Here is an 18,372-nt window from a genome sequence, read left to right as displayed (position 1 = left end):
TATATTAATTACTTATTATTACTGTTCTGCATACTTTCGAACTGTGTGGTCAGGTAAGTACTGGTACTGTTTAATGCATTTAACATGGTATCCAGATGGGTAAATTGGCTTTTATAGCGGGCAATCGTATTATCTATTTTTTTGCTGGCATTATTATATTGGTCAGTCAGTGCATTAAGTTTTTTACTGATACTGTCCGTCGCCCCCTGAAGCACGCCTTTACTGTTCAGCATGGCTGAAAGCCCGGTTGCCATTCCGGTCGCAACACCGGTTGTTTTACCGTCTCCCGCGAAAATATCTCGCATGGCTTCCGGGGTGGCAGACAGGGCTGTACTTAGTTTGTCAGCATCCAGCCTGAGTTTGCCATTCTGCGGGTCGGTGGTAATACCCGCCTGGGTTAAGGTTTTAAATGTTGCCGACCCAGAGCCATTGGCCAAAATACCTTTCAATTGCGTCTGAATAATACGCAAGGTCCCGTCACCTAATAACGCGCCATTTTTCGAGTCCTGATCCTGACCCGCATCAACGGCAGTATATTTGGTCAGATTGCTGAATGTATCCTGAAGTGAATTGTAGGCATTGACCCAATCAGTAATAGCCGTTTTCGCTTTAGAACTATCGCTGCTAAGGGTGAGCGTTTGATTGCCAGTCGTCTCATCATTCAACCGCAGCGTGACACCCTCCACCGCGTCAGTGATGACATTGCTGCTGCTCTCAATACTGACATTGTTAATGCTGAGGAGGGCATTGCGCGCCGCAACGTTCTGCGTCAACCCTTTGGAGGTTATTGCAGAATCGTAACCAATAAAGTACTGCAAGGTGTCATCGCCCGTCACCTCGATGCCTTTCACCGCATGGCCGGTTCCGGTTTCGGTTGCTGTCAGGGAGAGTCGGTACTCTTTATCAGAAACCCGAATCAGACTCGCGCTAATGCCGGCGTTGGCCTTATTGATGCTATCACGCAGGGCGGAAAGCGATGTCTGATCTTTGCTTAACGTTATGCTGTGTTCTTTACCGTCCTCCATGTGAATTTTAAGCGTCCGGCTGTCGGCATCACTGCCGACGGGCGCTTTCAAATCATTCTTCGCCGCACTGGTTAGCGTTTGCGATTGCGCCAGTTGTGTCACACTGATGGTGTATTTTCCAGGAATGGCGCTGCCGTTCGAGTCGGCGCTAAACGCCGTGGTGGTGCTGGTCGCACTGGTTTGGGTATATAACCCCGTTTCCTGCAATTTACTGTTGGCAGTTTGAAAACTCTGGATGGCCGTTTTCAGTGTTCCGTACGCCGACAGCTTAGCTGTGGCCGCGGTTTGCTGCTTTGAAATTGGCGTTAAAATTTGCTTCTCGGCGCTGGTGAGCTTGTCGAGAATTTCATCCAGTTTTAACCCTGAACCTATGCCTAACGTTGAAATCCCTACCATTTCCCTGTCTCCTGTTAACAATTTATTACATTTACTTTCTCTATCATTACGACAGGATGGGATCTTATGATCGATACGCTTACGCAATCCTTACATAAGGCGGTATTTTTCCCGGCTTATAGCGTGATGAAGGTGTGCGCTGGTTAATATTTGAGCTGGGTGGTTGGGTGGGAAGGGCCTCAGGGTGTTGAAATTGGACTATTTTTGGCATTGAAACAGGGATTATTATCCCCAGTGCTTTTGTTATCACTGCCCAGTGGAGTTTTAGGTAATGGCCGTGTTATTAAAAAATCAGGCGATGTCAGAAACCATCGCCTGATTTTTATCCTATTTTCGCTGTCTTCTCCGTACGATAAACAGAATAATCAGCAGTACAATAACACCGCCTGCCACCATTCCACCTTTCGCCATGGCTAACAGCGGTGAAGGTTTGCCACCTGCTCTTAACTCTTTCACCCGTTCTGGCGTTGTCTGAACACGGGCATCGCCAAAGTTTTGGAACAGATAGTTAACCAGCGTGGCAACCTGTTGATCATCCATATGCCGGGAGAACGCTGGCATCGCCTGACCGTGGTCAGGAACCAGCCCATCCAGCACCGCCATGACGGCATTGTCAGCCACCGGGCGTCTGAGAGCAGCATTGCCTGCCAGGGCAGGAAGCCCGTTACGTCCTTCCCCCGACAGTTGATGGCAGCTGGCGCAGTGGCTGTTATAAAGGTTTGCGCCTTCAGAAGCATTGCCTGATAACAGGTCAAACTCATTCACTTGCCTGGCCGTGGGGATCTGCGTTTTCGTTGCTGTTGGATTGATTTGCTGTGCGGGGACATCGCGCAAATACGCCGTAATGGCTTTGATATCGGCTGGCGTCAGGTGACTGAAGCTTTTGTTGATGGCTTCCAGCATCGGCCCACCAGCCTGCGAACCTTCCCCTGAATTACCGGTAGTGAGATAAGCAGACAATGCCTGATCTGACCAGCCGCCAATGCCTGCATGGACATCCGAGGTAATGTTGGGTGCAAACCAGGTTCCGAGAGAGGCTCCGGCCAGCGACTTACCAGACTCTTCGGCCATCAGGGCGTTACGCGGTGTATGGCAAGTGGAGCAGTGGGCTAACCCTTCAACCAAATAAGCTCCCCGATTCCATTCGTCTGATTTGCTGTTATCCGGCGTAAACGGTTTATCGTCAGCAAAGAGCAAATTCCATCCCGCCATGGACAGGCGAATATTGAAGGGGAAGGGCAGATCCGTTTGTGGCCCTTTGTCATCGACCGGCTGGACACCCTGCATGAAGTACGCGTACAGCGCCTTCATATCCTCATCAGTGACTTTCGAGTACGAGGTATAAGGCATGGCCGGATAGAGATTTGCTCCATCTTTTCGTACCCCATGACGTACCGCTTGTTCAAAATCAGTCAGGCTGTAATCTCCAATACCTGCCGTTTTTGACGGTGTGATATTGGTGCTGTAGATACTACCGAGCGGCGTCTGCAACGATAATCCGCCGGCAAAGGGCTTACCGCCCGGCGCAGTATGACAGGCACCACAATCTCCGGCGATTGCCAGATACTGGCCTTTGGCAATTAGCGCGGCGGATGCTGTCTCATCGGCTTGGGCTGATGCACTCAAGGACAGCGCCAGAGCCACGCCTGTCAGACTTAAAGAAAGCGTCTTTTTCATTTACGGCTCTCCTTAAATTTTGCCAAGAATGGCGTCGGCGGTACGTAAGCCAAGCGCGCATGCGGTGAGGGTTGAGTTGGCGGTAGCAACGGTTGGCATCACACCCGTCGAAACCATGTAAAGGTTGTCGTATTCCCATGCTTTGCCATGATGGTCAGTGACCGAGGTCTTTTCATCAAATCCCATCGCCAATGTGCCGGTAATATGTTGGTTATTGCTATATACGCCCGGCGTGGAATAACGCACGTTGGTGGCACCCAGCATTTTGGCAATGTCGGCATACACCGCTAAAGAGTGCTGCATACCTTTCTCAACGTAACTATCGAATGAATAAGAGAAGGCAGGAGTGGGTAAACCCAGCGCATCCTTTTTAGTGGTACTCAGCATGGTACGGTTGTTAGGATCAGGTAGTTGTTCTAACACATTCTTAAAACTCAGTTCATGGGAGGCGCGAAACCGGATAGCGTCATCCAGTGCCTGACCAGTAAGTCCTTCCTTAATTGCACCCGCAGTGACACCGGCGACCCGCGATGAGTTCGAAATATCAATACGAAACGCGGCGGATTCAGAGCGGAAAGCACCATCACGCAACTGCTGGATTGAAGAGGGACTCATGGGACCGCGGCCGGGCCAGAGAGGTTCATCAGCGAAAAAGGTCACGGAGTTTGAAGGATGGTCCATTAAATTTCGTCCCAGTTGGTCATAGTTATTGCACAGACCATGAGGGTTTTTTGCATCGGCAGACATGAACAATATTTTGGGTGTTTCAACCGCGTTCGCAGCCAGCACGACGATCTCAGCCTCTACCCGGTGAGATTGTTTGTTCCAGTCGTAATAGTGAACGGCCGTGATCTTACCTTTCCCATCCTGCTCCAGTTTGTAAACCACCGCCTGTGGCAGTAGTTTGACACCCGCTTTTTCAGCGGCATCCGCAGCAATACCACCGTGATATTGCGCATCAATGGGACAGATCGGCATGCAGTTATTGTTACCACAGCATTGAGGGCGACCATCATAAGGCAGAGAATTACGACCGGTGGTATTGGTTAGTACCTCATATTTCGGTGCCAGGCGGTCGGTAATTCTTTGTTCTAGCCAGGATTTTGTGACGGGAGGCATCGGAAATGGCTGTTTCCTCGGCGAATATTTCGCCATTTCTGTCGGGCCGGAGACGCCCCAGAGCAGTTCTGCTTCGTAATAATACGGTTCCAGATCGTCATAACTGATCGGCCAGTCACGCCCGACACCATACTGTGATTTCAGGCGAAAATCGGCCGGAACCAATCGCCATGCCTGGGCTGCCCAGTGCCAACTGGTTCCGCCGACCACCCGCAGATATTCGGGTTTATAGTCCTTTGGACCCGTCTGGTCGAGATAGCCGTTATCTTCTGGTTTGTAATCGGGAAACGGTGCGATTTTTGAATTAGGGTAGGGGGCGATGAAATCGTCTTTACGGGCAGAATGCCGGAAATTGCTGACAATCGTGTCACGTTCAATACGCGGGCCAGCCTCCAGCATCAGAACCTGACGTCCCGCCAGCGCCAGCTTACGGGCTGTCAATGCGCCCACGACCCCGGAACCGATAACGACAATATCAGTAGTAATAGTTTCAGACATATTAGTTACTTAATCTCAATTGATAGATTGAACCCGGAGGTTAGAGCGGCTTTGCAGCCCAGCTGCCATAAGCACCGTAGGCATAGGTCGGTGGTCTGAGCTTGTCGGCCACAACCTGATTGGCGAGCGCTTCGATATAGGCCACGCAAATGGCGTTATCTCCTTTGCCGACTACCCCGAGATACCAGCCAGTCAGAATGTCGGCGGGAAGGTGCGCTAAATCGGCTACTGAGGGATCTGCTGCCAGCTTGCTGTTGATTTCATTAGCGCTCACGGAGTGTTGTTCAATCCACTGCTGAAGTCTGGACGTTTTACTGCTGAAACTGCTGTCAATTCTGGTGAATGCGGCGAGGAGGACCCTGGTAAAGTTTTCCGGTAGTTGTGATTTTCCGGTCAGCAGGGTGGATAATTTTGTGAAACTACTGTCATTTGGGGCGCTGGCATAGGAAGGGAATGCTGGAATAACCGTTAGTGCAGCCAGTGCACCCATTCCCTGCAACAAACGCCTGCGCGAAACGCGACTTGATTGCTCAACCATAAGTAAATGACCTGCCATGTGTGATTCTATTGTTATGAATGAATCTTTGCCTACCACGGGTGTGGGGGACAATTTTTCAATCTCTCAATAATTATAGGGATATAAAAACTTAACCTGAATCACAAAACTGACGGTAAAATTTCACAAATTACATTTAATGTGATCGTTTTATGAGTGCCTGTAACATTTTGTGTTGTTCAGCGATCCATAGGATGTATTTAAACGTAAGGGCCGGGCTGAGAAACGCAGTCCTCAGACGTATTGACGGTGAAGCATCTCTGGTATTTAACATAATCACAAACTGAATCTAATGCGCATAATCATGATTATGTTAAATAATGTATCCGGTTAACCACCAACCCTGCACCCCACCCGTAACGGCGCGATTTATCGCGCTGCTACGTGAAATACCTCTGCATTTCCCCGGCACTTTTCACAGAATTCACGTAGCGACGTCTCCACTTTAATGGTCAAGATAAAGATAATGCATCCAACTGGTCATACGCAGCAGTACCTTGCGCATCACCGACACATGCGTAAAGTGATCCGAATACACCGCGACCTGAGCAAAGATACCATCAGGTAATGCATCAACATCAGCGTTGGGTTGCAGTTCAATCACCGCCAGAACACCATCGGAACCAGGTGTAATGGTTAGCGATTGCAACGTCCCCTGAGCCTGGTAGCTCCCGCCCGGCACTACCGGCAGAATGCTGGTTAACGTTGCGGGAAACACCTGTCCCGGAAGTGCGGTAAATACCACTTCAGCCTCATCGCCCGCTTCCAGGCGTAATAATGAGTTTTGTCTGAACTGCGCGATGATTTGCCGTTTCTGTTCAGGAATAAATATCATCACCGGACGTAGCGGTAAGGCAGCGGCGTAAGTACCAGGACGGATCAGTACCTGGGTAACATAACCATCACTGGGTGCGCGTACCACCGTTTGATCGAGGTTGTACTGTGCTTCCGCCAGCTGCGCTCGCAGGCTGACAATTTGTGATTGCTCCCCGTTAACGGTGCTATCAAGTTGGCTTTTAATCTGCGCCTGTTCCGCTACCGAACTTTTTACCAGTGCATCCTGCGCCAAATAATTTTGGCGTGCATTATCAATATCACTTTCAGAAAAAGGATTGACCTTAGCTTTACTGCCCTGTAAATAACGCTGGTAATCTTTTAATAATCGGTCCCGTTCCGCTGAAACATTGGTGGTATTGGCAATGGCTTCATCTAATTGACTTTTCAATGTCTGAACATTGGAAATTGCCGTCGCTAAATCCGCCTTTAACCTGTCAACCCGCGCCTGATAGCGTGTGCTGTCTAAGCGGAAAAGCATCTCCCCTTTTTTAATTACCGTGTTTTGTTTATTGGTAACTTCTTTAACAATCCCGGTAACCTGTGGAGTGATCGGAATGGATATCACCGCTTTTTGTGCCAGTGCAGTATAGGGATGATTGTAATTCATCAACAGGATAAGTGCGCCAACCAGAAAAACACCGCCTAATGCGGCCGTTGGCACTGTCCATTTATTGACAGGGATTCTGAATATTTTGAAAATGGCCCACGCAAACGCAACATAGGTCAAAACAATCAATAAATCCATACGATTACTCCGCAGGAGGCTCGTGAGTTATGCCTTGTTTACGTTCCAACTCCGCGACACGGAACTTGAGTTGTTCCAGTGAATCATTTTGGCTTTGCATTCCCCAGCCCCGTTCAGGACGGTACAGGGTCGCCCATATCCACAAAAACGGCCAAATGACATGCAGTGTAAAAAGACTTACCCAACCTGCCACATGTATCGCATCTGCATGAGGATGATTACGTGATTTTGCAATAAGATAAGGAATGTCGTGCAGGATAATAATCCCGTAGAAAATTATCAGGAATACAAAGATTAGAACGCCCAATGCAAAGTAATTGAGAAACATATCTGCCTCGATATGAAACCACATTACTGATAAATATAGACGTTACCTATAGGTCGAGAAAGCATAGCATTAAAAAAATCACTCGCTACGCTTATTTTTGGCACTGGTTTTTACGCGGTGAATTATTAAACATACCCCATCATTCTTAACATTGACTGCGCCTGGTTCACCGCCTGTGAGCGATGTGATACCCCTAATTTCTGATACAGATTACGGATGTGGGTTTTAATGGTGGTCGCTGCTATCTCCAGTTCACCGGCAATCTGATCGTTACTGTATCCAGAATAGATCAACCCCAGCACTTGCCACTCGCGCTGCGTTAAGGGACTGGTGCGAATCAACTCCGGGACATCAGGATGGTTTAACAAACGGCTGACAAAACCTTCATCAAAGTGGGCGAATTTGTGACGATGATGTTTATTCAGTTCATCAAGGATGCGCCGCGCCCGGTGGTTATCCAGTTCATCGAGAATATTGAGCTGAATCAGTTGGCGCAGCTGCTGTGCCATCATCTCACCCTCAATAACAAAATGACTGACGAAACCGGTGCTGCGTGCCAGTTTCAGGGCTTCAATTAATGTGCGCTGTGCTTCAACCTTGCGATCGGTTTGCCAGTAGATCTGGTTCATCAACAACAAGTTACGGTTCAAATCGCTCATTAGGCGCAGGGCGCGGGCGTTATCATTCAATTCATCCAGCACCACCTCGGCCTGAGTCATATTGCCCAGCAGAATCTGGGCACGTGCCACGTTGCGCCACTGACCTTGCAGGAAATGATTATTGGCAAACGCCGGTTTCGCCGTCTGACGCATCCAGGCGTTGGCGCTTTGTTTATCTCCGGTCATTTGCCAGTAAATCACCCGCACTTCATCGGCATTGGTGATCCAGTCACTATGCCAGTTACCGTTATTCAGCAGGTTTTCCAGACGATTCAAATGGCTACGGGCATTATCCAGATTCCCGCGTGCCAGTGAACATTGCACCAGCAGACCGAGGCACTGGATTTGTTGTTGTTGCTGATACCCCTTTAATACTTTGATACCGCCCCGCGCCGCCTGCTCAGCCTCATCTAACCTGCCCCATGCCCACATCAGCTGAGCACGGATGCGTAACAGGAATTCGTGTAAGGGAAATTGTGCCAGATGTTGTTCATTCACCAACACAAATGCCCGCTCCTGTGTTTCATAAGCGCTTTGCAAAAATCCCTGAGCAAACAGGATTTCACTCTGCTGGATCAGGCTCCACAGCGCGTAATGCCAGGCCTCATCGCGCCGCGCCATCAGCTCGGTCTGGCGCATTAGCTTAAGTGAGTTCACCAGGTCGCCCTTACAGTGCATCACTTCACCCAGTACCGAGGTGGCAACAATGCGGCTGTAATAACAACTGTCAGGCAGGGTTTCCAGCGCCAGCATCGCCAGATGTTCCGCTTCTTCGGCGTTGCCATTGTTGATGGTGACCTGGGCGCGTACCGCGTTAAATTCCCCGCGTAACGCTTCGTCGATGTGGCTACAGCATGCCTCTTCAAAACGTGCCAGCAGGCTGTTGACCTCATAAAAACGATGCTGACTTTGCATCAGCCACGCCTGCAATAACACCAGGCGGGGATTCTCCAGTAAGGTTTCCCAGGGTAAGGTTTTGAGTGATGCCTCGAGTAATGTTAACTCGCTCTGGTTAAATAAGGTCCAGGCATGGACGAGCAGCACATCACGCAACATTCCGGCATCACCTGAAGCCAGCGCATGATGGATCGCTTCGCGCGGAAAGCCCTGCGCCATCCAGCTTTCTGCCGCAGCACGATGAATGGCAGGCAATTCTGTGGCCAGTTCCCACTGGCAACGCAGCCGCAGAAAGCTGCCAAACAGCGGATGGTAGCTAAACCATTGCCCGGAATTGTCCATCCGCTGTAAAAATAGCCCCTGCCGCTCGATCTCCTCCAGCCGCATCTGCCCGTTCTCTTCGCCGGTGACACAAGTAATCAGCGCATCGTTCATGGAGCGCAGCAAGGCGCTTTTCAGCAGAAAATGGCGGGTGGCAACATCAACATTGTCGAGCACCTCCTCCACCAGATAATCCGCAAGATGGCTGGCGTTAATGCCGGAGAGTCGGCGCGCGGAGTCCAGCGCTGCGCTGGCCCCTTGCCGGGCGGAAAGCGCGATCAACTGCAAGGCAGTAGCCCAGCCTGCCACGTCATCACACAGCTGGTTGCTCTCTTCACTGGCCAGCGGTGCTGTCAGGCGGCCATCAAAAAACTGTTTTGCCTCCTGATGGGTAAAGGCCAGTTGTTGGCTGGTCAGCTCAATCAATTGTTCACGCACCCGCAGGTTGGCGATGCCCAGTTGCGGTAAGTTACGCGACAACAGAATGACCGTCAGGTTATCCGGCTGATGGCGTAAAAAGAAACGCATCGCTTCATGAATGGCGGGATTAGTGATGTGATGATAATCATCAATGATCAGCCACAACGGCTTTTGCCACTCGGTCAACTCAATAAACAGTTGTGCGAATAATGTATTGAGATTCATATACTGGCGCTTCTGTGCCAGCAGTTCGCTGCGGGGGCAGCCGCCTTGTGTGGCTTGTTGCAGTGCGGCGATCAAATAATCAGCAAAAGGTTCGGGATGATTATCCCCCTCGTCCAGTGAATACCAACCCAGATGGGTTTTATCCGCCGCCCATTGTGACACCAAAGTGGTTTTACCGTAGCCTGCCGGGCTGGTGACCAACACCAGCCGATAGTTACCGGCAGAGGTGAGTTTTTGCACCAGGCGGTCGCGCGTGACGGTGCTTTCCAGGCGGACAGGGCGACTGAGTTTTGAGGGTATTAACATAGGCGCATGCATCTCCCTTACATTTAGCGATTATTTTTTTACGCTTCGAAATTATTATTCACACAACTTCGATTATTCGCGGAGTGATTGCAAGCAAACTCATTAAGTAATCTTTACAAAAGCGGCAGTTATCACATTCCTGGTGCAGTTTCAGATTCTCCTCACCTTCTCCACCCTGCTTATCCTCCCTGGTGAATTCACCGCAGGAGGATGAGCGCGTCGCTATGCACAAGCACACTGGCGGGCAGACTTTATTCGCTCTCACAGGACATCCGGTTATGACACAGCTATTTGATCGTTCACGTTTTATGGCATCCCTGACTCGCCAGTGGCAACGTTTTGGCCTTAATGATGCGCAAGACATGACACCGCATCAGTGGTGGCACGCCCTGAGCGGTGCGCTGGCCGACATGGTGGCTGACCTTCCTGCTCAACCTGCCAGCTCGCCGCAACGTCACGTTAACTACCTCTCAATGGAATTTTTGATTGGTCGCCTGACCGGCAACAACCTGCTGAATCTGGGATGGTATGACGAAGTCAACGATGCGTTGCAGCATTGGGACATCACCCTTAGTGAGGTGCTGGAGTGCGAAACCGATCCGGCGCTGGGTAACGGCGGACTTGGCCGTTTGGCTGCCTGTTTTCTCGACTCAATGGCTACCGTCGGGCAACCGGCGATTGGTTATGGCCTGAATTATCAATATGGCCTGTTTCGGCAGCGTTTTGTCGCGGGACAGCAACATGAACTGCCGGATGACTGGCAGCGCGATCGCTATCCGTGGTTTAACCATAATGCGGCCCTCAACGTCATGGTTGGCATCGGTGGCAAGGTGATCAACACGCGCTGGGAACCGGCGTTCCTGTTGCAGGGGGAAGCCTGGGATTTGCCGGTAGTGGGCTATCAAAATGGGGTGACACAGCCGCTGCGTCTGTGGCAGGCAAAGCATGCGCAACCTTTTGACCTGCAACGCTTTAACGATGGCGACTTTTTGCGCGCCGAGCAGCCTGGCATTGATGCCGAGAAGCTGACCAAAGTGCTCTACCCCAATGACAACCATACGGCGGGCAAAAAATTGCGTCTGATGCAGCAATATTTCCAGTGTGCCTGCTCACTGGCGGATATTTTACGCCGCCATCACCAGGCCGGTCGCCCCATCGCCACATTGCCGGATTACGAAGTCATTCAGCTGAACGACACGCACCCCACGCTGGCGATTCCCGAGCTGATGCGCCTGTTACTGGACGAACATCAGATGGATTGGGAACAGGCATGGCATATCACTCGCCGCACCTTTGCTTACACCAACCATACGTTGATGCCGGAAGCGCTGGAATGTTGGGACGTGCGCATGGTACGCACCCTGCTGCCACGCCATATGATGATCATTAATACCCTCAATGTCCGGCTGAAAAAACAGGTGGAAGCCCGCTGGCCGGGTGATGATGCGTGCTGGGCGAAGCTGGCGCTGGTGCATAACAACCAACTGCGCATGGCAAACCTCTGCGTAGTTGGTGGCTTTGCGGTGAACGGCGTCGCAGCGATGCATTCACAACTGGTGGTGCAGGATCTGTTTCCTGAATATCACACGTTGTGGCCAGAGAAATTCCATAACGTCACTAACGGCATTACCCCACGCCGCTGGATTAATCAGTGCAACCCGGCACTGGCGGACTTGATCAGCAACACCTTGCGACAACCCTGGGTCAACAATCTCGATGCGTTGCAGGGGCTGGAAGCGTTTGCCGATGATGCGGCGTTTCGCGCGCAATATCGTGCCATCAAGCAACGCAACAAAGTTGAGCTGACGCATTGGATCCTTGCTCGCACCGGCATTGCGATTAATCCAGAAGCGATGTTTGATGTGCAGATTAAGCGTCTGCATGAATACAAACGCCAGCACCTGACGTTGCTGCATATTATTGCGTTATGGCAGACGCTGGTCAGCGATCCGCAGGCAAATCTTGCCCCGCGCGTGGTGTTGTTCGGTGCCAAAGCCGCGCCGGGCTATGCGCTGGCGAAAAACATCATCTACGCCATCAATCAGGTCGCACACGTCATTAATCATGATCCGCGTGTCGGCAATCGTCTGAAGGTGGTGTTTATCCCTGACTACAACATTTCGGTAGCGGAGCGTCTGATCCCGGCAGCCGATCTTTCCGAGCAAATCTCCACCGCCGGAAAAGAGGCGTCCGGCACCGGGAATATGAAGCTGGCCCTGAATGGTGCGCTCACCATCGGTACGCTGGATGGAGCAAATGTCGAGATTGCGGAGCAGGTTGGCAGCGAGAATATTTTTATCTTTGGCCATACCGTCGAGCAGGTTAACGCGTTAAAAGCGCAGGGCTACGCCCCCGCCGTGTGGCGTAAAAAAGATCCTCAGCTCGATCAGGTACTGAAGGCGCTGGAGGATGGCACCTTCAGTGCAGGCGATACCAACGCCTTTAACGCGTTGCTCCACAGCCTTGGCGCACAAGGCGGCGACCCTTATCTGGTATTGGCAGACTTCCGTCACTATCTGAAAGCCCAGGAACAAGCGGAAACACTCTGGGCCGATCAGGACGCCTGGACGCGGGCAGCCATCCTCAACACGGCACGCTGTGGGATGTTCAGCTCCGATCGGTCGATCCGCGATTATCAGCAACGTATCTGGCAGGCGGCGCGCTGAGGAATCCGATGAAACCACACAACCTCATCGCGCTGGATTACATTGACGCTCACGGCCAGTCGCAAACCATTTCTACCGATACCCGCCAGCGTCTGCTGGCGGCCATGCAACCTGCTGCCGGTGCGATAACGCCATTACCTGCCGTGAAGGTGTTCCAGCACGGTCAGCCGCTGGTGTTATCGCCAACCCTGACTGAGCGGGCACAATGGCGGCTACAAAGCGAAAGCGGTCACCAGTGGTCAGGACAGTACGCCCCAGGTCAACGGTTGCAATTGCCGTCCTTACCAGAAGGATATCATCAATTTACGCTAATGCAGGACGGCGACATCGCGACCTGCGCCATTGTCGTGACACCGTCACGTTGCTATGAGCCTGGCGAGCTGTTAAACGGTGAATCCCTTTGGGGAGCCTGCGTTCAACTCTATACTCTGAAGTCAGAACAGAACTGGGGCATCGGTGATTTTGGCGATCTGAAGTTGATGCTCCAACAGGTGGCGCAGCGTGGTGGTGCCTTTATCGGCCTCAATCCCCTGCACGCTCTGTTTCCGAGCATGCCGGAGAGTGCCAGCCCCTACAGCCCGTCCTCACGCCGCTGGTTGAATACCCTGTATATCGACGTGAATGCGGTGGACGACTTTCGTCAGAGCGAGGATGCCCAGCGTTGGTGGCAATCCTCCTCGACACAGCAGACATGGCAGGATGTACGTGCCAGTGACTGGGTGGATTACCGCGCCGTCAGCCAACTGAAGCTGACCGCCCTGCGTCTGGCGTGGACACATTTCTGCCAGCGAGAACTGGCCGATCCCGAGCTTAGTGCCTTTGAAACCTTTATCGCCGCTGGCGGTGAAAGTTTGCAGTTGCAGGGGGTGTTTGATGCGTTACAGGCGGCGCTGATGGCGCAGGACGAGGGAAACTACGGCTGGCAGGTTTGGCCGCAGGACTGGCAGCATCCCGACAGCGCAGCGGTTCGCGCCTTCCGTATTGAACACAGCGCCGAGGTGAATTTTTACCTGTGGCTACAGTGGCTGGCCGCCCGTCAGTTTGCGGCTTGCTGGGAGGTATGCCAGCAACAACAAATGCCCATCGGTTTATACCGCGATCTGGCGGTGGGCGTGGCGCAAGGTGGTGCGGAAACCTGGGGCGACCGCGCGTTGTATTGTTTGCAGGCCAGCGTCGGTGCGCCGCCGGATATCCTCGGTCCACTCGGTCAAAACTGGGGATTGCCGCCGATGGACCCGCAGGTGATGCAGGCGCGGGCTTATGAACCCTGGATTGCCTTGCTACGGGCGAATATGCACGACTGTGGGGCCTTGCGTATCGATCATGTGATGGCGCTGCTGCGCCTGTGGTGGATTCCGCGCGACGGCAGCGCGGCGCAGGGTGCCTACGTCCACTATCCGATCGACGATCTGCTGGCCATTCTGGCGCTGGAGAGTCAGCGTCACCGCTGTATGGTGATTGGCGAAGATTTGGGGACGGTGCCGGAAGCGATCATCGGTAAACTGCGTGACGCTGGGGTTTACTCCTACAAAGTGCTCTATTTTGAGCAGACTTCGACAACCGGTTTTCGCCCACCACGGCAATGGATGCGCCAGGCGATGGCCGTCGCCACCACCCATGATATGCCGACGCTGCGCGGCTGGTGGCAAAGTGATGACCTGACGACCGGCAGCAAGTTGGGATTGTATCCCGACAAAATTATCCTCGCCGGACTGCATCAGCAGCGCAGCGCTGCGAAACAGGCACTGCTGCGCAGTCTGCACCGTACGGGCTACCTGCCCAAATTTACCCGTCAAAGCGAGATGAGCACCGCGTTAAACCACGCGATGCATCGTTATCTGGCGGATAGCAGCAGTGCGTTGCTGGGACTACAGCCTGAGGATTGGCTGGATATGGCATCGCCGGTGAATGTGCCAGGGACTACCGATCAATATCCCAACTGGCGGCGTAAATTGCGCGTCACGCTGGAAGCATTGTTCCGCGATCCGCAGATCAATGCCTTGCTGGCGGATATCCACCAGCGGCGGCAGATTAGTTAGTTTGCGCGATAAATCGCGCCGCTACGTGCGTTGTCTGTAGCGGCGTGATTTATCACGCTATTTTTACATATAAAAAAGGTGCGCCGTAGCGCACCAGGTGGGGCAACTCAGCACTGCCGGGGTAGCATCACCCCTTGCCTTTAACACTGCTGATAAACGTTGGCCGCGCTGTGGTTGATCCCAGACGTTCGGCCTCATCCAGCAGTTTGAGCGCTTTATCAATGTTGCCCTGCTCAACCGCCTGGCGGATGTTCTGATTAAAGTAGCTCTCGGTATCATTCATAATCGACGCACTTTTCGGTGCAGGTGACGTTGTCACGGCAGCAGGTGCAACCACCTGAGTACTGCCGACCATCACCGGTGCCGGGCCGGACGAACCAAACAACGGCCCCACCAGGATTGACGATCCAGAACTGGTTTTGACCTTCAGCTTCAGCGTACCGGTGCCGGTATGGCGCGCAATCGGATCAGGAATATCCGGCACCGCGTTGCTGGTGCCTTTGGCAAACGCCTTGGCCGGATCCAGCAACGTGGTGGTTTGGGTGAGATCGTTCTCGGTGGTAAACACCAGCAAGTAAATCTTTTGCTGTCCGGGCACCGGTGTCAGCTTCATCAACCCTTCCAGCCGGTCTGGCGTCATCACCCCCGGTTGCTGGTAAGTAAAGAACTTACTCGGAAACCAGGCGGCGGGACGCAGGTTTTCATCCAGCACCAATACGTTCGGTGCATACACCTGATTGTTTGCCACTTCGCTGGTTAGAGTGACATTGAGTTCACCAATATTGGCAGGCAGGCTATAGGCCGCTACTGCGCCCGTCACGCCAGCGGCCCCGGTCGGGGTACTGACGTCAGACAACTTGCTGACCTGGGTACGTGACGTATCCACTGGCAGCCAGCTTAGCTGGTGCAGGCTAGCTGAAGAAAATGTCGGTGCCGCTGAGAGATCTTGTGGCACCAGGGTGATATCGGCATACGCGGGCAGGCTTTGGCCCGCCATGAGCGCGGCACTCAGGCAGAGCGCCGCCAGTGTTTTTGTCATTTTCATTGTTTTAACCTTATTAGGCAGATCAACAGCGACGGCACCAGGCAATAGCCGCCGCTGCGAATAAACTATTGATAAATTAACGAATTACCACCAGATCTCCATCTGCGCACCAAACGTCCACTCGTCGTTATTGCCGCGACTGTTGGTTAAGATGCCATTACCGCTGCTATCGGCTGCGGCAAATGAGGTGAGATCGCCAGAGGAGTCTTTGGTATAGCCCCACTTCTCATCCCATTTGGCGTAGGTAGCAAACAGACGCAGTGCCGGACGCGACCAGATGCTGTCACCAGCCTGCCATTGTTGCGCCAGGGTGATTTTGTACTGACCGTTGCGTTCATTGGCCTGTTGTGACTTGACGTTGTCGTAGCCCACTTCCAGCAGGGTGCTCATGATGGGCGTCCATTTGTACATCGGACGCACACCCACGGTGTACCATTCCGTACCGCGGTTATTATCGAGATCGATATCCTGGTACATGGCGACGTACATCAGATCCCAATCGTCCGCCAGCGAGATTGCCCCGTGGTCCAGGATGCGGTACATGTTGCCGTTGTTATTCAGGTTGGTGCCTTGTGGTAAGCCTTTGCCCTGTGAGGTCATGGCATCAGAAGCATATTGCAGCACAAACTTGTTGTAGCCTTTCAGCATGCTCTGGGTGTGTTCAGCGGTGAACATCCAGCCATCTTTTGATGCGCCATTTTCCAGATGATAGCCATCACGTTCGTTAGCACGTCCGTAATCGACACCTAATTCCAGCACACCATTCGGGTTAGTTTGCAGGCCAGCAAGGCGGATATCGAACACGTCGTTAGCGGTAGCGGTGGCGTAATCACGCGTCTGATCGCTGGAGAAAGTGTAAGAGCCGCCCGATTCGGATGAACGCGTCGCCGCGAAGGAGAGCTTACCGAAGCCGAGATCAACATCTTCCAGACCCGCACCCGGACCGGAGATATCCCAGTAGTAGAAGTCGATCATATGAACGTCATGACGCTGGTAGAAGCGCTTACCTGCCCACATGGTGGAGCCTGGCAGGGCATCAATCAGGTTTTTTCCTTTGACGTTAGCTTCACGGAACGCCGGGGAGGTAGCTTCCCAGTCGTTTTGCTGTGACACCGAGTAGGCCACGTTAGTGTCGAAATAAAAGCTCTTATCGCCCTCTTTCCACACTTCCTGGCCCAGTTTCAATTCGGCATAGGTTTCGCATTCGTTACCCAGACGGTATTTGCTTTGCGCACCGGTTGCCTGAAAACATTGTTGTTCACCGCCGCTGCCGGTCCAGCCGATGCCGGAACGGGCATAGCCGGTAAAATCTACCGCCATTGACGGGGCAGAGAGCGTACCCGCCGCGATGGCAACCGCGAGAGGGAGTTTGCGCAGAGTTAACATGTTTTTATCTCCTGAGGTCATTGCTTTTCTTGTTTTTACGGGGCTAAACACCAGGCTCCTGATGCAGCCGGCGACAGGCGCTACCGTCCTCACGGAACAGGTGGCAACGTTCTGGCGGCAGGCCAATGCCCATCAGGGCGCCCTCTTCTACCAACACCACGTCCTCCTGGCGGTAAACCAGGTTCTGACGGATGGCGGGGATTTGGATGTGAATTTGTGTTTCAAAGCCCAGCTGCTCGACGACCTGCACCTCACCTTCGAGAGTGACATCGGCGATATCGCTGGAAATCAGATGTTCGGGACGAATGCCTAACGACATGTTGCTGCCCACCTGTACCCCTGCGCTGTCCACTGGCAACCACACCAGTTGATCGTTGGGCAGGCGAACCTGGACCTGTTCAATCGAGGTCGCGGTGACTTTAACCGGCAGGAAATTCATCTTGGGTGAGCCAATAAATCCGGCGACAAAACGGTTAGCGGGATAGTGATAAAGCTCGAGAGGACGGCCAACCTGCGCCACACGTCCGGCATCCAGCACCACGATCTTGTCAGCCAGCGTCATCGCTTCGACTTGATCGTGCGTCACATAAATCATGGTGCGTTTCAGTCGCTTATGCAGACGGGAAATCTCAATCCGCATCTGGACGCGCAGCGCGGCGTCGAGATTGGATAGCGGCTCATCCAGCAAAAACACACGTGGCTCAGCCACCAGCGTACGACCAATCGCTACGCGCTGACGTTGACCGCCGGAAAGTGCTTTGGGACGGCGATCGAGCAAATGCGCCAGTTGCAACACTTCCGCGACCTGATTCACCCGTTGCTGGATCTCAGCCTTTTTCACCCCGGCCAGTTTCAGGCCGAAGGACATATTTTCTGCAACGGACAGATGGGGATAGAGCGCGTAGGACTGAAACACCATACCCACGCCGCGCTCGGCAGGCGGTACATCATTCATACGTTGATTGCCAATCAACAATTCGCCGCGAGTGATGGTTTCCAGCCCGGCGATCATGCGCAGCAGGGTGGATTTCCCACAGCCTGACGGACCGACAAAAACCACGAACTCCCCTTCACCGATCTCCAGATTGATATCTTTCGATACCTCGGTGTCGCCCCAGGTCTTAGTGACATTGCGTAACGCGACGCTCGCCATGATGCTTTTCCTCTCAGCTTGCTAATCCTTGCCCGTATCACGGCGGGCAGACTCCGACGACCACTATGGGCAAC

Annotated in this window: 12 protein-coding genes; 2 read left to right on the top strand and 10 right to left on the bottom strand. The window is 52.8% G+C overall.

The window, feature by feature from the left end; genetic code table 11:
- Window positions 1–8: 8 nt before the first annotated feature.
- The 7 genes from fliD to malT all read right to left on the bottom strand — a co-directional run bounded on the left by fliD (window position 9) and on the right by malT (window position 10,009).
- The gene (fliD, locus tag AC6I8W_RS21910; RefSeq protein ID WP_497838761.1) at window positions 9–1,421 is read right to left on the bottom strand and encodes a flagellar filament capping protein FliD; all 1,413 of its coding nucleotides are present in this window, start codon (window positions 1,419–1,421) and stop codon (window positions 9–11) included.
- Window positions 1,422–1,748: 327 nt separating this feature from the next.
- On the bottom strand, window positions 1,749–3,098 hold the full coding sequence (locus tag AC6I8W_RS21905) for a c-type cytochrome (RefSeq protein ID WP_497838760.1): 1,350 nt from the start codon (window positions 3,096–3,098) through the stop codon (window positions 1,749–1,751).
- Window positions 3,099–3,110: 12 nt separating this feature from the next.
- On the bottom strand, window positions 3,111–4,715 hold the full coding sequence (locus AC6I8W_RS21900) for a GMC family oxidoreductase (protein WP_497838759.1): 1,605 nt from the start codon (window positions 4,713–4,715) through the stop codon (window positions 3,111–3,113).
- Window positions 4,716–4,755: 40 nt separating this feature from the next.
- Window positions 4,756–5,271 carry a sugar dehydrogenase complex small subunit gene (locus tag AC6I8W_RS21895; RefSeq protein ID WP_497838758.1) on the bottom strand — a complete coding sequence of 172 codons (516 nt, stop codon included), beginning with the start codon at window positions 5,269–5,271 and terminating at the stop codon, window positions 4,756–4,758.
- A gap of 445 nt (window positions 5,272–5,716) precedes the next feature.
- On the bottom strand, window positions 5,717–6,853 hold the full coding sequence (locus AC6I8W_RS21890) for an HlyD family secretion protein (protein WP_497838757.1): 1,137 nt from the start codon (window positions 6,851–6,853) through the stop codon (window positions 5,717–5,719).
- A gap of 4 nt (window positions 6,854–6,857) precedes the next feature.
- Complete coding sequence (locus AC6I8W_RS21885) at window positions 6,858–7,181, bottom strand: DUF3302 domain-containing protein (RefSeq protein WP_497838756.1); 324 nt, start codon at window positions 7,179–7,181, stop codon at window positions 6,858–6,860.
- Between the two features lie 125 nt (window positions 7,182–7,306).
- Entirely contained in the window at window positions 7,307–10,009 is a 2,703-nt protein-coding gene (gene malT, locus AC6I8W_RS21880; protein WP_497838755.1) for an HTH-type transcriptional regulator MalT, read from the bottom strand.
- A gap of 278 nt (window positions 10,010–10,287) precedes the next feature.
- Here malT and malP point away from each other — a divergent pair, with 278 nt between their 5' ends.
- Window positions 10,288–12,675: a maltodextrin phosphorylase gene (gene malP, locus AC6I8W_RS21875; RefSeq protein ID WP_497838754.1), complete on the top strand. Its 2,388-nt coding sequence runs from the start codon at window positions 10,288–10,290 to the stop codon at window positions 12,673–12,675.
- An 8-nt stretch (window positions 12,676–12,683) separates the two neighbouring features.
- On the top strand, window positions 12,684–14,714 hold the full coding sequence (malQ, locus tag AC6I8W_RS21870) for a 4-alpha-glucanotransferase (RefSeq protein ID WP_497838753.1): 2,031 nt from the start codon (window positions 12,684–12,686) through the stop codon (window positions 14,712–14,714).
- A gap of 127 nt (window positions 14,715–14,841) precedes the next feature.
- Here the strand turns inward: malQ and malM are convergent, their stop codons facing one another.
- From malM to malK, 3 genes are all read right to left on the bottom strand, one after another.
- Complete coding sequence (gene malM / locus AC6I8W_RS21865; RefSeq protein WP_497838752.1) at window positions 14,842–15,759, bottom strand: maltose operon protein MalM; 918 nt, start codon at window positions 15,757–15,759, stop codon at window positions 14,842–14,844.
- A gap of 84 nt (window positions 15,760–15,843) precedes the next feature.
- Window positions 15,844–17,145 (bottom strand): maltoporin, encoded by a 1,302-nt coding sequence (locus tag AC6I8W_RS21860; protein ID WP_497838751.1) that lies wholly within the window; start codon window positions 17,143–17,145, stop codon window positions 15,844–15,846.
- A gap of 43 nt (window positions 17,146–17,188) precedes the next feature.
- Window positions 17,189–18,298, bottom strand: a complete 1,110-nt coding sequence (malK, locus tag AC6I8W_RS21855) for a maltose/maltodextrin ABC transporter ATP-binding protein MalK (RefSeq protein WP_497838750.1) — start codon at window positions 18,296–18,298, stop codon at window positions 17,189–17,191.
- Between the last annotated feature and the right edge of the window lie 74 nt (window positions 18,299–18,372).

The sequence above is a fragment of the Pantoea sp. X-Soil-TKNS-1211 genome (genome assembly GCF_059730495.1).
This window is presented reverse-complemented; position numbering and strand designations above follow the sequence as displayed.

Excerpts from the sequence above, each read along its gene's own strand:
- fliD (WP_497838761.1), bottom strand. The coding sequence starts at position 1,421 with ATGGTAGGGATTTCAACGTTAGGCATAGGTTCAGGGTTAAAACTGGAT.
- AC6I8W_RS21905 (WP_497838760.1), bottom strand. The coding sequence starts at position 3,098 with ATGAAAAAGACGCTTTCTTTAAGTCTGACAGGCGTGGCTCTGGCGCTG.
- AC6I8W_RS21900 (WP_497838759.1), bottom strand. The coding sequence starts at position 4,715 with ATGTCTGAAACTATTACTACTGATATTGTCGTTATCGGTTCCGGGGTC.
- AC6I8W_RS21895 (WP_497838758.1), bottom strand. The coding sequence starts at position 5,271 with ATGGCAGGTCATTTACTTATGGTTGAGCAATCAAGTCGCGTTTCGCGC.
- AC6I8W_RS21890 (WP_497838757.1), bottom strand. The coding sequence starts at position 6,853 with ATGGATTTATTGATTGTTTTGACCTATGTTGCGTTTGCGTGGGCCATT.
- AC6I8W_RS21885 (WP_497838756.1), bottom strand. The coding sequence starts at position 7,181 with ATGTTTCTCAATTACTTTGCATTGGGCGTTCTAATCTTTGTATTCCTG.
- malT (WP_497838755.1), bottom strand. The coding sequence starts at position 10,009 with ATGTTAATACCCTCAAAACTCAGTCGCCCTGTCCGCCTGGAAAGCACC.
- malP (WP_497838754.1), top strand. The coding sequence starts at position 10,288 with ATGACACAGCTATTTGATCGTTCACGTTTTATGGCATCCCTGACTCGC.
- malQ (WP_497838753.1), top strand. The coding sequence starts at position 12,684 with ATGAAACCACACAACCTCATCGCGCTGGATTACATTGACGCTCACGGC.
- malM (WP_497838752.1), bottom strand. The coding sequence starts at position 15,759 with ATGAAAATGACAAAAACACTGGCGGCGCTCTGCCTGAGTGCCGCGCTC.
- AC6I8W_RS21860 (WP_497838751.1), bottom strand. The coding sequence starts at position 17,145 with ATGTTAACTCTGCGCAAACTCCCTCTCGCGGTTGCCATCGCGGCGGGT.
- malK (WP_497838750.1), bottom strand. The coding sequence starts at position 18,298 with ATGGCGAGCGTCGCGTTACGCAATGTCACTAAGACCTGGGGCGACACC.